The organism is Pseudocolwellia sp. G5-9 (assembly GCF_055808995.1).
The window spans coordinates 4,468,524-4,483,912 of sequence record NZ_CM147893.1; the positions used below are offsets into that span (position 1 = coordinate 4,468,524).

Here is a 15,389-nt window from a genome sequence, read left to right on the forward strand (position 1 = left end):
TTGGATAGGGGGAATGAAGTGTGATAAATAATTTAAAATAAATTTAATTATTATAAATCAATGGATTAATGTGTTTTTTAGGTGGGTGAACTTAATTCCGACTTTCAAATTTAACTATATCAGCTTCTATTTTTGAAATAGCTTGTCTACAACGACCTAAGCGTTGATGTAAAGCGAGTACTTCTTGTGATATTTTTTCTTCAGTAAACTTTGAAGACCTGATACGTTCTTGTTCTTTATCTTGTAGCATTTGTGATAGACGCCGTTCAAACTCATGATGTTCTGATAAGTTTTGATACAGATTTTGGCTGGGTTGAATAACAGCTTTAATTGCTTTTTTATAGCGACGATTTTTTATAGCATTTAATCTGTTTTGAGCTTCATTATGGATATTACTATTCGATTGAAATGCATTGTAAAGGGATGTTATTTGTTTTTCTAATAGCTCAATTTGATATTTTACCAAGTCATTATTTTGATTTTTAATTAAACGTTCTAACTGTATTGTTTTATTTTTAATTTCTATAACGTAGTCAGAAAATAAGTCGCTGTTTGTACTAAATAAATCAATTGAAAATAATGGTGAATCTTGCAATAACTTATGAGCTTTTAATTTACTGTTATTATTATCAAGTTCTAAAGCTGTTTGCTCTAACTCAGCTAAAATTTTATATATTTTTTTTATAGAAACAGAGTTTTTCATCGGTTAGTTTTACCAAGCCTGATAGGCTAAATTAATAGCCATTCCAATAACAATAACAGCAAATACAGGTCGAATAAACTTACTGCCTAATTTTATAGCAAAATGCGATCCTACCATTGCTCCTAACATAATAAAAATACCAATCGATAAACCTAAAATAAAGTTTACATGGCCCAAATAAATGAAAGTTAATAAGCTAAAAAAATTACTGATAAAGTTTGTTGAACGCGCTAATCCACTACTGATCAGAATATTCGTTTTATAGAGAATAGTAGAAGATACCGTCCAGAATGCTCCAGTGCCAGGGCCTGCAACACCATCATAAAATCCTAATGTTAATCCTTGAATGATCTGTTTTAATAATAACTGTTTGTTTTCTTTAGGGAGTTCAGAGGATTCTTTTATTACATTTTTAGCGAATACCGTGTAAATAGCGGTGATAACTATAATAAGAGGTAAAGCTTTTTCTAAGAATTCAGTACTTAAGTAATTTACAACGAATGTGCCAAAAATAGCTCCTAATGCAGTTGTATATAATGAATACCTCCAAAATTTTGGGTTAAAAAGCTTATTTTTATAAAATGCTACAGATGCAGTAAAAGATCCAAACGATGCGGCTAATTTATTTGTACCCAGAGCCATGTGAGGCGGTAGGCCAGATGTTAATAATGCAGGTATTGTTAGCATTCCACCACCTCCAGCTATCGCGTCAATCATTCCTGCACAAAAGCCAATGCCACATAAGGTCATCCATGTATTTATATCAAGTACTGCATCGATCAAAATAGTTTCCTAGGTATTCTTAAAATTTTGGGCGACATTATACCATAACCATAACGTAAGGCCTTTTATCATTTAGGCCTAACTTCTCAGATTAAATAAACATCAATTAATATTATGTTAAGAAACATCCCATATTTGTTTGTCGGTTAAAAACGAATAAAAAATGAACTTATTTGTTTTAAATTAACCAAAAAGTAACTTTTATCGTAAGAATGTTTGACTTAGTACGAATGAATTAGTAAAACATACGACGGCAAATATAAATGTAGTGGTGAAACTCACTGGTCTGAGGAGTAAGCACTTATTATAATTACTGATAAAAATATTATTCATGTGTAGTAATTTGTCGGGGTATAACATTATAAAACACAATATAAATCTTCTATAACGTTTCGTTATAAACCCATTCTCAGTAGTTGACAGAAATGTCATGTGAGAATATCGTATTGTTCTTATTCTAGAGAAATAAAATAATACCTTTATTAAGATTTTTTCATTTGCGTTAACAATAATATTTGTTATCAAAATTCAATAGCAATTGGTTGGGAACTATGTCCAAATTAAGTAAAAAAAGCCTTATCGCTTCTTCAGTGATTGGCGCATTAACATTAGCAGCGAGCACTTTTGCAGTTGCAGATCAGTTAACTGATCTACAATCAGCAGAAGCGCGTACTTTCAAAGCATCGATTAAGTCACAACAAAAAATCGAAAGCATCTATGAGCAAACTATTGATCTTCTAGGTGAATACCGTAATACAGTTGATGAAGCTGAGGTGTTATCTGGTTATAACGATCATGTTCAACTTATGGTTAACGATCAACTTAAGAATATTGCCTCTTTACAAAAGCAAATTGACGGTGTTGATAAGATTAAGCAGGGTGTTGTTCCTTTAATGTATAAAATGATTGAAACATTAGAAAAGTTCGTAGAACTTGATGTTCCAATGAATATTGATACACGTAAAGAACGCATCGAAACTTTACGTACTGTAATGGGTGACTCTAACGTTACTACATCAGAGCAGTTTCGTTTAGTACTTGAAGCATATGAAATTGAAGCTAACTACGGTACTGCTTTCGAGTCTTACCAAGGTGAACTTGATTTAGGCGATCGTACTATTACTGCTGATTTCGTTTACATGGGCCGAATTGCTTTCTTAGCTCAGTCTTTAGATATGAAAAACGCTTGGGTATGGAATAATGAAACTCGCTCTTGGGAAGAACTTGGGGATGAGTACATTAAAGCCGTTAAATCAACTATTGCAATGGCACGTAAGCAATTACCGATGGATTTAACTAAATTACCAGTTTTCGCAGCAGGAGCTAAATAATGAAAAAGTTTCTTAATTATGTAATGCTTACTGCTTCTTTTACATTAGCAGCATCGGCATCAGCTAATGATTTAAATAAGTTATTAGAGCAAGTTAAAGCGGATAGAATTTCTGAAGCTAAACTTGATAAAAAACGTGAAGCAGAATTTATTGCTGCTAGAGCGGACAAACAAGCATTATTGAATAAAGCTAAACAAGAGTTAGCTAACCAAAATGCTCGTAATAAACGTTTAACTAAAGAATATGCTGCAAATGAAATTACGCTAGCACAAAAAGAAGTTGAACTAGATAACGCAAAAGGTACTTTAGGTGAAATGTTTGGTGTAAGTCGTTCTGCAGCAGCTGACGCTTTTGGTCAAATATCATCTTCAATCGTTAGTGCTCAATACCCAGGTCGTGGTGAAGCATTAAGCCGCATTGCTAACTCTAAAGAAATTCCAGCGTTAGAAGATTTAGAAGAATTATGGTTTGCGCTACAAACTGAAATGACTCAGTCAGGTGAAGTTGCACAGTTTACTGCAGAAGTAACTAACCTAGATGGCTCTAAGTCTACCGAAACAATCACTCGTATAGGTACATTTAACTTAGTATCTGATGCTGGTTACTTAACTTATAACGATGAAGTTGCTCAAGTTCAGCCTTTAGCTAAGCAACCTGCTGGCTATATTTCAGGTACAGCTTCAGACTTCTTTAACACTTCATCAGGCTACGCTCCTGTTTACGTAGATCCATCTCGTGGCGGTATCTTAGCTCTTGAAACTCGTAAACGTACTTTAATGGAATTTTACCATCAAGGTGCTGAAGTTGGATATGCGATTACTGCATTATTATTCTTAGGTTGTTTAATTGCTCTTGAGCGTTTAATTGTTCTAGGTTCAATGAGTTCTAAAATTAAAGCTCAAGAGAAAAACCTTGATACACCTAATGAAAACAATCCACTAGGTCGTTTACTTAAAATTTACCATGACAACAAGTCAGTTGATGCTGAAACGCTTGAACTTAAACTTGATGAAGGTATTTTACGCGAAACACCAAAAGTTGACCGTGGTATTAACTTAATCAAAATGTTTGCTGCAATAGCTCCATTAATGGGTCTATTAGGTACAGTTATCGGTATGATCATGACGTTCCAAACAATCACATTATTTGGTACAGGTGACCCGAAAATTATGGCAGGTAATATATCTCTAGCTCTTGTTACAACAGCGTTAGGTTTGATTTGTGCTTTACCTCTAATACTAATTCACAGTGTAATTGCTGGTCGTAGTAAATCTGTTCTGCAAAAACTAGACGAGCAAAGCGCTGGTTTAATCGCTGCAATCGCAGAGAAGGAGTCTAAATAATGTTATTCCTGATAGAGCTTATAGAATCTGTCAGGAGTTTTATTGCGACAGGTGGTAATGTACTTTATGTTGTTGCCTTCGCTCTCTTTTTGATGTGGATTTTGATGATTGAACGTTATTGGTTTTTATCATCAGTGTACCCAAAAATGAAAGACGATATCGTTGGACGTTGGGATGCACGTGAAGACACTACGTCTTGGTATGCACATCGTATTAGAGATACTTGGATCTCCGAAGCGACAGAATTATTAGAGCAACGTATGCTCACAATTAGAACTTTAGTAGCTATGTGTCCTCTTATTGGATTACTAGGTACGGTTACAGGTATGATAGGTGTGTTTGAAGTTATGGCACAACAAGGTACTGGTAACCCACGTTTAATGGCTTCAGGTATATCTATGGCGACAATTCCTACAATGGCAGGAATGGTAGCAGCTTTATCAGGTGTATTTTTTAGCTCAAGATTAGACGCTAAAGTTAAACTAGCAAAGGCTAAACTGGTTGACAGTTTACCTCATCACTAGAGAGAAATTCGAATGGCACGTAAACGTATTCGTGAAGACGAAGAAGCAGTAATAGATATGACACCGATGCTTGATATCGTATTTATCATGCTGATCTTCTTTATTGTAACCACTTCTTTTGTTAAAGAAGCAGGTATTGAAGTTAATAAACCTAAAGCAGCAAACCAAAGTAAGCAAAAATCCGCTAATATTTTCATTGCGGTAAAAGATACTGGTGAAGTTTGGTTTGATAAACGTCGTGTTGATATCGAACGTTTAGCAGCGAACATTGAAAAGGCATTAGCTGAACAGCCTACTGATGTTGTAATCATTCAAGCTGACAAAGACGCTAAACATGGTGTTGTTGTTAAAGTGATGGATGCGATAAAAGATGCAGGTATAGACAGAATCTCTATTGCTGCAGCTAAGGGGTAGTCTATGGTTCGCTTTTTAGTATCAATACTACTAGGCGCAGCGGTAACATTTGTACTATTTTCATTTATGGCTTTCCTTGTTTCTAGCGGTGATAGAAACAAGGAAGAACAGTTAGAAAATATAATAGTAGAAGTTAACACTACGCCACCGAAGTCAGCAGCTGAAACACGTAGACGTGTTCCACCGCCGCCTCCGCCGCCGCCTAAGTCTCCACCTAAGCCTCAAGCTCCAGAGCCTGAAGCTACTAATAATACCAGTGGCATTAGCTTTAACATGCCAGGTATTAAGTTAGCAGGAGCAAATGCAGGTATTTCTGCTCCAGGTGAAGGTTTTGGACGTGATGGAGATGCAACACCTATTGTTCGTATTGAACCTAAATATCCAATACAAGCAGCTCGAGATGGTAAAGAAGGTTGGGTAAAACTTTCATTTACTATTAATGAGATTGGTGGAGTTGAAGATGTAAACGTTATTGAAGCAGATCCAAAGCGTGTCTTTGATAAAGAAGCTAAACGTGCACTACGTAAGTGGAAGTATAAACCTAAGGTTGTTGATGGTAAGCCACAGCGCCAGCCTGGTTTAACAGTTCAATTAGACTTTAAAATGGATGGGGGTAAATAATGAATAAAATTATATTATCTTTAGTTGTTGCTGCTTCGGTAACTGCAGTGCAGTTACCTCTAACGACTGCTGCCTTTGCGGCAGGCGTTGGTGCTGAAGAAAAGGCAAAACGTCCAACTCAGTTAGTTGGTCCATCTGTTGGTAAAAAAGTTGGTGCTGCGTTTGAACTATATTCTGCTGATGACATTCCTGGTGCATTACAAGTTTTATTAGACATTGAGGCGAAAAAAGATTACGACAAAGCTTATGTTAATCGTTTTATTGCAATAATGTATGCCACCATGGGTAAAAAAGAAGAAGAGGCTATTAAGTATTTAGAATTAGCGATTAAACCTGACATCTTAAATGAAGGTGATCATGGTGAAGCTATTAAACTACTAGCTGATTTACAAATGCAGACCCAAAAGTACAGAGGCGCTTTAGAAAACTATAAAGCATGGATGGACTTTACTGGTAAATCTGATGGTGAAACTTGGGTTAAGATAGCTAACGCCCATTATTCACTTAAAGAGTTAGATAAAGTAATAGCTCCAGCTGATAAAGCTATAGCTGCTTTTGGTGATAAGCAAAGTCAGAATCCTTATATTTTAAAACTTACTTCGTTTTATGAACGTAAGATGTTTAAAGAGGCTGTTAAAGTATTAGAAACAACGGTTCAATTATTCCCTGATACCAAAACGTATTGGGTACAATTAGGACAATTTTATACTTTAGTAGAAGATTATGACAAAGCACTAGCAACTTTAGATTTAGCTTATAAACAAGGTTACCTTGAAAAAGAGTCTGAAATTAAAGTACTTGTTAGCTTATATGCTCAAAAAGCAATTCCTTATAAAGCTGCAACATTGCTTGAAAAGCATATTGCTTCAGGTTCAGTTAAAAGAGATGATAAAAATCTTACTATTTTAGCTAACTCATGGCATGCGGCTCAACATATTGATAAAGCAGCTAAATACTATGGTGAATTGGCGAAAATGACCAATGAAGCTAAGCATTATAGCAAGCAAGGTATGTTGTTAAAGCAAGATGAGCAGTTTAAAGGTTCTATTGTTGCTTTAAATAAAGCTTTAGAGCTTGGTATTGAAAATAAAGGTCAGATATATATGAGTATTGCTGAATCTCACTTTTATTTAGAACAATACAAACAAGCAAATAATGCTATAGAAAAAGCAATGGATGACCCTAAAACTAAGAAAGCTGCTAGAGGCTGGGCTGGTTTTATCAAGGACACTGCTAGACGTAAAAAAGTATCTATTTAATCTAATTAAATTTACTTTAAAAAAAACCAGCATTTTGCTTAATGCCGTTCACTTAAGGTGAGCGGCATTTCTTTTTTTAACAGGGTACCTATTCTTAGAACACTTCAATTCTCGCGGATAACTCCGCTCTCTACGTGCTGGCAATACAAACTGTTTGGCACTTTTGGTTATATCCATAACAAATTTTGACACATTTCCTGGCGAACAAAATGGCAACATAGTCAGTTGATAAATTATGTGCATTGAAGCACCATGAAAACTTAATTGGTTTGGATGTATTGAATCGAGTGACTTCGCCATTAATACCATTTGATAACGGATCAGATTATAAGCGAGTAATATCCCCCACAACTCTTGTTTTATAAGCTCAGGTTGATTACTACGCAAGGTAAATTGGCTATCAAGTAGTGACTGCTTCATTTCTCTAAAACCAAGTTCTATCTCCCACCGATGTCCGTATAAATCGACAATATCAGCGACAGGAAACTTCATTGCATCCGTCATAGACGTTAACACTTCGCACGCTTTACCATTAACCTTTCTCGATACTAATCGAGCTTCAATTGATTCAGGTAATTCAGGAAACTTCTTTCGTGCTTGGGGACAGGCGGTTAAACGAACTATTTTATCTTGGCGTCCTAATGAACGAACAATGTCATATTGTACGTTCTTTTTTAGCGGTATCAGCCAATGACGTGATATTCCCGTGGATTGCCAACGATAAAGTAATCCAAGCGAGTAGAAGCCTCTATCAAATAGTGTCAAGCTATGATCTGGTGTTGTTTCAACTAGCGAGCCAGCTAATTTCATTTCGTTAATATCAACACTATCAAAAGCACTTTGTGTTAATAAATGACTTGTTAATTCCATCTGGCATACCATGCGCACTTGGGGGTAACTTGCCTTGCCATGAGAGTTTCCTGTACGTGCAAAATATTCATTATTTTCTTTTGAGTCAGGTGTTCGCCATACAACGCCATCAACACCTAATAGTGTCAATCCACACCATGTGGGGTGAGTAGACTCCTCATGCCATAGCGATTGTGTTTTATTAAAAATAGATTCTATTGCTTTATGACCAAGTTTCTTTCTTGCTTGTGTTACGGCACTAGGTGCAACATAGGGGGCACCGTTAGGTAGAATGATATCAAGCTGATTAACTAATTGGCGGATAGACATTTTACGAAATAAAGCCATACCAATAACAGCCCACACCATTTGCTCCATAGGAAGCTTGCGCTTCCTTATGGTCGCAATACCTGACTGAGCCAACGCTTCATCAACGATGCTTGGGTCTAATAATTCACTTAATCCTGTAAATTCAGTAAAACTATTTTGTGAAACTTGTGATAAGGCAGTAGAGAGTTGCAAAAGAAAAGGCTCCTGAATAAATTCAGAAGCCTTTATATACTAACCAGAAGATCGGTCAATGGATCGTTAAACATTTCTTAACTGATCGGCATTAAGCATTTTGCTGGTTTTTTTATTTCCTAAACTTGTTGGGATTAGGATAAGTCTCTAATTTATAGATTTTATTAAGGATATTATTTCATCTTTATTATTCAGTTTTTTTATCTGTTGAAAAAGCTCTTCGGCTTGTGGGAATTGTAACTTTAGATATCTAAGCCATTGTTTTAATCTACTAGAGAAATAATAGCTTTTATCGCCATTTAACTCCAACTGACTATAAGTCAGGAGTAGCTTTTGCAAATTCGACCAATCCATAGGTTCAGTATCATATTTAATGGTATTAGCAATATTGGGTAAAGATAGAGCACCACGGCCTAACATTAAGTGAGAGGTGTTCGAGACTTTTGAACACTTTAGTGCTGCTTCTCTATTCCAAATTTCACCATTAGCAATAATTTGCATTGTAGAAAATGAAACGGCTTTATTTATGTATTCCCAATAAGCTGGTGGATTATAACCATCTGATTTAGTTCTTGCGTGTATCGCTAATTCATTTACGCCAGAAGAATTGATTGCTGATATTAGCTCATTAAAAAGAGATGTATCATCAAAACCTAAACGTATTTTTGCTGATAATATAGTCTCATCATTTAGTGATTTCTTCATAGTAGATAATATTTGATAAATTTTTTCTGGTTCTTTTAATAAAACAGCTCCACCTTTACTTTTATTTACTGCTTTGGCTGGGCAACCGAAGTTCACATCAATACCATGGGATCCAAGTTCTATTGCTCTTATTGCATTTTCTGCCATCCAACTTGGATCTTGGCCAAGTAACTGTATACGTAGGGGAGTCTGATTACCTGTGTAGCCTTTATCTCTTAATTCAGGGCATATTCGGTAATAGATGTGTTTAGGGACTAGAGAATCAACCACTCTTACAAATTCAGTAACACATAAATCGTAATTATTAATCGAGCAAAGTATTTGCCTCATTAATGGATCTATTACTCCTTCCATAGGTGCTAATATGAGTTTATCAATAAGAATGTCTTTTTTAGAGAAAGGAATATTAATGGTACGTACTTTTATTATTTGATTAATGAAAGTTATTTTATTAAGTTATGGTCAGCTAAGATAGTGTCAATAATAATTAATTTAATAAATAGGGAATCACATAAATATTATTAAAAGTATATAGTAGCGTTATTAATTAACTTCAACTCGGGATAAGCAAAGTTATTCAACAAGCTATTTTTACGCTTAATTTCGTTGAATTTATGACTAATATTCAGCTATCAAATAGAAAAATTCGCCTTGTTATACACAAAAATATCAATATTGAGAGACGAATATATCTTAGGAAAACAACAAAACGCATTAAATATTTGCTAAATAAATCTTTTAATTAATTCACTAACACTCATTAACCCGAGTTGAGGTTAATTAGTGTATTCATATTTACTGTTTTTTACACTTTCATCTAAAGTTGATATTAATCCATTTTCAGATCAGTCTATTGTTCTAATTGTGGCTGATGATCATAAAGGTAAGTGCGAGAAGGTAAGTGAGGTGAAGCTAAAAAAGATAAATCAGTAATCTTTAAAAATTTTAAAAAGGCTGCTAACGAATAACAGCCTTTATCAGTTTATTTAATTGTTAAGTCTTCGCAAACAGAAACATTCAAATCTTGTAAAATACCATCGTGTATGTTGTAAATAAAACCATGCACAGTAATATCTTGATTATTTTTCCATGCGTTTTTTAAAATCGTTGTGTGCGATACATTGGTCACTTGCTCTATGACGTTTAGCTCGCTAAGTAGATCCGCTTTTTTTTCAGGATCAGACACTGTATCTAATTGTTCTTTATTGAAACGGTGTACATCTTCAATATGTCTCAGCCAGTTGTCAATCAATCCATGACTTTCATCATCAAGTGCTGCTTTTATTCCACCACACCCATAATGGCCACATACAATAATATGTTTTACCTTTAAAACATCTACTGCAAATTGTAAAACGGATAAGCAGTTTAAATCAGTATGTATGACTAAGTTAGCTATATTTCTATGAACAAATACCTCTCCAGGTAATAGTCCCATTAAATTGTTTGCAGGAACTCGAGAGTCAGAACAACCTATCCATAAATATTCTGGTGCCTGTTGCTCTGAAAGTGATTTGAAAAAATTAGGATCGCTTTTTTTGATCTCTTCAGCCCATTCAATGTTTTGTTCAAATAAATGTTGGATAGATGCCATAAAATACTCTTAATGGATTAAAATTTCCTAAGTTTATAGTAAAAAAGCATAGAGAAAAATACACTTATTCAAAATTTAGTAACTTATCGTTTCAAGAGATGTATTTTTACAGAATATAATATTTCTTTTAAAAAGACGTACTTGTTTGTTGTTAAGGTATTGGGTATATATAATTGATAAAAACGTAACTAGGATCCATTTTAATGGCTTCAGCAAGTGCCTTACACATATTAGTAAAAACAGAAAAATTAGCACAAGATATACTTTCGCAATTACAAAAAGGAGCTGATTTTTCTGCTTTAGCGAAGAAATACTCTATTTGTCCATCTAAAAAGAAAGGTGGGGATTTAGGTGAGTTTAAAAAAGGGCAAATGGTTAAGCAATTTGACGATGTCGTTTTTAAAAAACCGCTTTATAAAGTACATGGCCCTGTTAAAACTAAGTTTGGTTATCACTTGATCAAAACTTTATATCGGAGTTAATAAAATAACTAACAATTACTCTTCTTTTTTTTCTTCCTTCTCAAGCTCAGTATTACGAGCTTCTATTTTTTGTAGTTGCTCTTCAGTTAAATCAAACTTTTTAGCTGATTGTTTGAGAAGTAAAACAGCACTTACAATAAGCCCTAACGCAATTACTGCGATTATTATTCCAATTAATGACATATATACCTCTTATTCGTTAGGTTGCTTATTTCGCTCTTTAGCGAGTTGTTGTAATTGCTTTGACTGCAAATGCAGGCTTGAACGAACTAGACGCTCTCTATCATCATCTCTTATATGATGAAAAATAGCTTTATGATTGTGCTTGTTTTCAGTACTCTCTACGCTAATAATTTCAGCGTGACAATAAATAGCACAATTTTCATGGGTTAAAAAAATCTTTATTTCAATAAACGTATTTATCGAAAAAGCTGTATTGTGAATAAATTCAATTCCAGCACCGCCAAAAGCAATGCCTTGATAGCGATGTTCTTCATCATCTTGTTCATTGAGCATATGATTAATGAGTAAATCAATTTTTTGAGCTTGAAGATTTAAGTATTGAACTAACTGTCCTGCAACTCCTGTTATTACTCCTAAAGGCGCTAAAGCGGATTGATCTAATGTAGCAATATCGTTGACCAGCTTAAATGGTGTCGGTATATTTTTTAAAAAGTCATGATATGAAATATTATTGCCATTATTTAATGGCTTAGCGTTAATATTGAAATCATGTTTTATAGAAAAAAACTCATTATATTGATTAAGTTTTAAATTGATTTGATCTTCAGGCATTATTCCAACTCTTGCTTGGTTATTGATTTAGTATAAAAGGGTTTTACTAAATACACATCTAAAAAATATTTAAGCCATGTTTTTTAAATTGTTTTGTGACAAAAATTAATTATATTTGATTACAAAATAGCGAAATTATTCTGGTTATAGCCGCTATTCATTATGTTATGCTTAGCTCACAAATGTTTTTCAGTTTTATATTTATAATATAAAATCAATTATTTAAGAACTCTGTTATTCATGTTTTTACCTGCAAGCTTTTTTATTGGTCTACGTTATAGCAAAAGTCAGAGACATTCTGGTTTTGTTTCTTTTATTACCTTTTTTTCAATCGCGGGTATCGTTTTAGGTGTAGCGTCACTTATCACCGTTGTTTCTGTTATGAATGGTTTTGAGGGGGAGCTTAAAAAAAGGATATTAGGAATTGTTCCTCATGTAGTCGTTAATGTAAAGCCGCCAATAGACCCACTTTCTACTAGCTCAAAGGCATTTAACCATTGGCAAAAAACACGTGAAAAACTGTTAACTTTCCCCCATGTAACTCATGTTACGCCTTTCCTTCAATCTGAGGCATTAATTCAATCTAATAAAGCATTACAAGGTGTTTTGATTTTTGGTGTTTTTCCTGAGTTTGAGCAACACAATATTATAAGTACACATATGGTGTTAGGTGATTTAGATAGTTTAAATGAAACACCATATTCTGTAGTTATGGGTAAAGCTTTAGCTTATAAGTTAAATGTAACACTAGGGGACACTATACGTATTGTTCTACCTAATAAAACGGTTTTTACACCTATGGGACGAATTCCTGTGCAACGCACTTTTACGATCACAGGGATATTTAATGTAGGATCAGAAGTTGATGGCTCAGTGGTGTATATGCATAGTAAATATGGCGCTAAGTTATTAAAACAAAAGGGCGATGGTATTAGTCACTTACGTTTGTATTTAGATGATGCTTTTAATGCCGACGCACTAACGAATCAAGTACAAAGTGAATTTACTGAATTAGAATTTGTAACATGGAAGAATAGCCAAGGTGCTTTATTTTCAGCGGTTAAAATGGAAAAAAACATGATGTGGCTTATGTTAAGTTTAATTATAGCGGTTGCTGCTTTTAATATTGTATCCGCCCTTGTTATGGTAGTGATAGATAAACAAGGTGAAATTGGTATTCTTCAAACATTGGGTATGAATAGAAAAAATATTTTAAGTATTTTTATCGTACAAGGTGTTTCAAATGGTGTTTGGGGTGTGTTAATTGGAACTATATTAGGCGTGCTGATTACATTAAATTTAAATACTATTTTATCAACGGTTGGTCTTAGTATTTTAGGACCTGCTTTTGCTGGACAAAACTTACCTATAAACCTTGTTTTCTCTAATGTGATTGTGATTATATCTTCTGCATTATTTACTAGTTTTTTAGCCACATTATATCCTGCTTACAGAGCATCGAAAACATTACCTGCTGAGGTTTTACGAAATGAGTAATCGTTTACTGTGTAAAGCAGTATCAAAATCCTATTTTAATGGGAAGCATGAAACTAAAGTGCTGAATGAATTAAATTTAAGTGTTAATTCTGGTGAATTATTAGCTATTGTAGGGAGTTCTGGATGCGGTAAAAGTACGTTTTTACATATAGCAGGAGTGCTTGATTCTCCCTCTTCAGGTGAAGTTATTATTAATGATGTTAACGTACACGCTTTAACTGATAAAGAAAGAGCGGCTTTTAGAAATAAACACATTGGTTTTATTTACCAGTTTCATCATTTAATGATGGAGTTTTCAGCTATAGAAAATGTCGCCATGCCTTTACTTATCAGAGGGGTTTCACCTAAAGAAGCAAAAATAGCTGCTGAGAAAATTCTATTGCAAGTCAATTTGTCTCATCGTTTACATCATAGACCTTCAGAATTATCAGGAGGAGAAAGGCAGCGTGTTGCGATTGCAAGGGCATTAGTGACTAATCCATCGATTGTTTTAGCTGACGAACCTACCGGTAATTTAGATTTTGAAACCGCAGAGCAAATATATAAATTAATAAGAGAATTAAACGAAACATTAGAGACTAGCTTTGTCATTGTTACCCATGATCTAGTGTTGGCCAGTAAAATGGATCGTCAATTAACACTAGCTCATGGTCAATTAAAAGAGATGGAATTAGCACAATAATGTTCAAACCATTGAGTTTATTTATTGCATTACGTTATGTAAGAAGTCGTCAAAGTAACGGTTTTGCTTCTTTTATATCAGCATCATCAACTATCGGTATAGCTTTAGGGGTTATGGTGCTTATTGTTGTGCTATCAGCCATGAATGGCTTTGAAAAAGCATTAGCTGATAAGTTACTTTCGGTTATTCCTCATGGCCAATTAACAGGAGTAAATACTCCTATACCTAACTGGCAAAGCAAAGCGTCGCAAGTCTTAAAATCACCACATATATTAGCTGTAGCGCCGATTATTAATGAATCAGGGATGATGCAATATAAAGGTGAGGTGAAAGGTATTGAAGTAAAAGGAGTAGATCTTAAACTAGAAACACTAGTTTCATCTATTACCGATTATATCGTTGAAGGGCAATGGAGTGATTTATCATCAGAAAATAGTATTCTTATCGGTGCTGGTATAGCCAAAAAACTCCAACTCTCGGTAGGTGATTCAGTGCAGCTATTACTTCCTCAAAATGTTCATTTAAATAGTGGTAACAATGTCCATCAAAGATTTCCTATTCCCTTAACTAAACAAGTTAATGTGGTCGGTATATTTAAATTTGGCGGTATGGTGGATGACATTAACGTATATATGTCATTTCGTAGTGTGTCTAAACTTATGGGATATAACTTAAATGAATCTCAAGGGCTTAGTGTTAAAGTGGATAATGTATTTAAGGCACCGCTTATTATTAGGGAAGCCGCCTATAAATTAGACCATTATGTTTATGTAACTGATTGGACAAATGAGCAAGGACATTTATTTAACGATATACAACTTGTTCGATTGGTTATGTATATTGTGTTAATTATTGTTATTGCTGTTGCAAGTTTTAATATTGTTTCTACGCTTATTATGGCAGTTAACGATAAAAAAAGTGATATCGCTATTTTAAAAACAATGGGAGCAAGCTCATTTACTATAATGTATAGCTTTGTGATACAAGGTTTTATTAATGGAGTTGTGGGTGTTACTTTCGGTGCTCTTTCGGGAATATACTTAGCGAATAATTTAACGCATATTATTCGTGAAATAGAAACAATATTTAAAACTAAGTTTCTCTCCGCGGATATTTATTTTATTGATTTTTTACCATCTGATTTACATTATTCTGATGTCTATATTACAGTGATTACCGCTTTATCTTTATCATTAATCGCGACTTTATATCCTGCATGGAAAGCTACTAAAATAGAACCAGCGCATGTGTTAGGACAAATATAGTTCTTGTCTTTTATGTTATC

The 15,389-nt window shown here is 34.2% G+C and carries 18 protein-coding genes; 11 read left to right on the plus strand and 7 right to left on the minus strand.

What is annotated here, in order from left to right; translation table 11 throughout:
* Positions 1-91 precede the first annotated feature (91 nt).
* A complete protein-coding gene (priC, locus tag AC0L5Q_RS19455) occupies positions 92-703 on the minus strand; it encodes a primosomal replication protein PriC (RefSeq protein WP_473613197.1) in 612 nt (203 codons plus the stop codon).
* Between the two features lie 9 nt (positions 704-712).
* On the minus strand, positions 713-1,486 hold the full coding sequence (locus AC0L5Q_RS19460) for a sulfite exporter TauE/SafE family protein (protein ID WP_473613198.1): 774 nt from the start codon (positions 1,484-1,486) through the stop codon (positions 713-715).
* Positions 1,487-2,037: 551 nt separating this feature from the next.
* On the opposite strand from AC0L5Q_RS19460, the gene AC0L5Q_RS19465 reads away from it, so the two are divergent.
* From AC0L5Q_RS19465 to AC0L5Q_RS19490, 6 genes are read left to right on the plus strand one after another with little or no spacing between them, the layout of a single operon-like run.
* On the plus strand, positions 2,038-2,817 hold the full coding sequence (locus tag AC0L5Q_RS19465) for a DUF3450 domain-containing protein (protein WP_473613199.1): 780 nt from the start codon (positions 2,038-2,040) through the stop codon (positions 2,815-2,817).
* The gene (locus tag AC0L5Q_RS19470) at positions 2,817-4,160 is read left to right on the plus strand and encodes a MotA/TolQ/ExbB proton channel family protein (RefSeq protein WP_473613200.1); all 1,344 of its coding nucleotides are present in this window, start codon (positions 2,817-2,819) and stop codon (positions 4,158-4,160) included. Before AC0L5Q_RS19465 ends, AC0L5Q_RS19470 begins: the two co-directional genes overlap by 1 nt.
* Positions 4,160-4,684 (plus strand): MotA/TolQ/ExbB proton channel family protein, encoded by a 525-nt coding sequence (locus AC0L5Q_RS19475; protein WP_473613201.1) that lies wholly within the window; start codon positions 4,160-4,162, stop codon positions 4,682-4,684. The genes AC0L5Q_RS19470 and AC0L5Q_RS19475 overlap by 1 nt, the downstream gene beginning before the upstream one ends.
* Positions 4,685-4,696: 12 nt before the next feature.
* Positions 4,697-5,098 carry an ExbD/TolR family protein gene (locus AC0L5Q_RS19480; RefSeq protein ID WP_473613202.1) on the plus strand — a complete coding sequence of 134 codons (402 nt, stop codon included), beginning with the start codon at positions 4,697-4,699 and terminating at the stop codon, positions 5,096-5,098.
* Positions 5,099-5,101: 3 nt separating this feature from the next.
* Positions 5,102-5,719 carry an energy transducer TonB gene (locus AC0L5Q_RS19485; protein ID WP_473613203.1) on the plus strand — a complete coding sequence of 206 codons (618 nt, stop codon included), beginning with the start codon at positions 5,102-5,104 and terminating at the stop codon, positions 5,717-5,719.
* The gene (locus AC0L5Q_RS19490; RefSeq protein ID WP_473613204.1) at positions 5,719-6,978 is read left to right on the plus strand and encodes a tetratricopeptide repeat protein; all 1,260 of its coding nucleotides are present in this window, start codon (positions 5,719-5,721) and stop codon (positions 6,976-6,978) included. Before AC0L5Q_RS19485 ends, AC0L5Q_RS19490 begins: the two co-directional genes overlap by 1 nt.
* Before the next feature lie 48 nt (positions 6,979-7,026).
* Here the strand turns inward: AC0L5Q_RS19490 and AC0L5Q_RS19495 are convergent, their stop codons facing one another.
* On the minus strand, positions 7,027-8,349 hold the full coding sequence (locus tag AC0L5Q_RS19495) for an IS4 family transposase (RefSeq protein ID WP_473613205.1): 1,323 nt from the start codon (positions 8,347-8,349) through the stop codon (positions 7,027-7,029).
* 147 nt (positions 8,350-8,496) lie between these two features.
* Complete coding sequence (locus AC0L5Q_RS19500; protein ID WP_473613206.1) at positions 8,497-9,408, minus strand: tRNA-dihydrouridine synthase; 912 nt, start codon at positions 9,406-9,408, stop codon at positions 8,497-8,499.
* Between the two features lie 429 nt (positions 9,409-9,837).
* Here AC0L5Q_RS19500 and AC0L5Q_RS19505 point away from each other — a divergent pair, with 429 nt between their 5' ends.
* Positions 9,838-9,987, plus strand: a complete 150-nt coding sequence (locus tag AC0L5Q_RS19505) for a hypothetical protein (protein WP_473613207.1) — start codon at positions 9,838-9,840, stop codon at positions 9,985-9,987.
* Between the two features lie 49 nt (positions 9,988-10,036).
* Here the strand turns inward: AC0L5Q_RS19505 and can are convergent, their stop codons facing one another.
* Positions 10,037-10,648 carry a carbonate dehydratase gene (gene can / locus AC0L5Q_RS19510; RefSeq protein ID WP_473613208.1) on the minus strand — a complete coding sequence of 204 codons (612 nt, stop codon included), beginning with the start codon at positions 10,646-10,648 and terminating at the stop codon, positions 10,037-10,039.
* A 203-nt stretch (positions 10,649-10,851) separates the two neighbouring features.
* Between can and ppiC the strand changes: the two genes are divergently transcribed.
* Positions 10,852-11,130, plus strand: coding sequence for a peptidylprolyl isomerase PpiC (ppiC, locus tag AC0L5Q_RS19515; protein WP_473613209.1), 279 nt, complete (start codon positions 10,852-10,854; stop codon positions 11,128-11,130).
* Positions 11,131-11,145: 15 nt separating this feature from the next.
* On the opposite strand, the gene AC0L5Q_RS19520 is transcribed toward ppiC, so the two are convergent.
* A complete protein-coding gene (locus AC0L5Q_RS19520; protein ID WP_473613210.1) occupies positions 11,146-11,313 on the minus strand; it encodes a DUF2897 family protein in 168 nt (55 codons plus the stop codon).
* 9 nt (positions 11,314-11,322) lie between these two features.
* Complete coding sequence (locus AC0L5Q_RS19525) at positions 11,323-11,925, minus strand: PilZ domain-containing protein (RefSeq protein ID WP_473613211.1); 603 nt, start codon at positions 11,923-11,925, stop codon at positions 11,323-11,325.
* A gap of 240 nt (positions 11,926-12,165) precedes the next feature.
* On the opposite strand from AC0L5Q_RS19525, the gene AC0L5Q_RS19530 reads away from it, so the two are divergent.
* Genes AC0L5Q_RS19530 through lolE form a run of 3 tightly spaced genes read left to right on the plus strand, consistent with a single transcriptional unit; the run spans position 12,166 to position 15,369 of the window.
* Positions 12,166-13,422, plus strand: coding sequence for a lipoprotein-releasing ABC transporter permease subunit (locus AC0L5Q_RS19530; RefSeq protein ID WP_473613212.1), 1,257 nt, complete (start codon positions 12,166-12,168; stop codon positions 13,420-13,422).
* The gene (gene lolD / locus AC0L5Q_RS19535; RefSeq protein WP_473613213.1) at positions 13,415-14,104 is read left to right on the plus strand and encodes a lipoprotein-releasing ABC transporter ATP-binding protein LolD; all 690 of its coding nucleotides are present in this window, start codon (positions 13,415-13,417) and stop codon (positions 14,102-14,104) included. Before AC0L5Q_RS19530 ends, lolD begins: the two co-directional genes overlap by 8 nt.
* On the plus strand, positions 14,104-15,369 hold the full coding sequence (lolE, locus tag AC0L5Q_RS19540) for a lipoprotein-releasing ABC transporter permease subunit LolE (protein ID WP_473613214.1): 1,266 nt from the start codon (positions 14,104-14,106) through the stop codon (positions 15,367-15,369). Before lolD ends, lolE begins: the two co-directional genes overlap by 1 nt.
* Positions 15,370-15,389 lie beyond the last annotated feature (20 nt).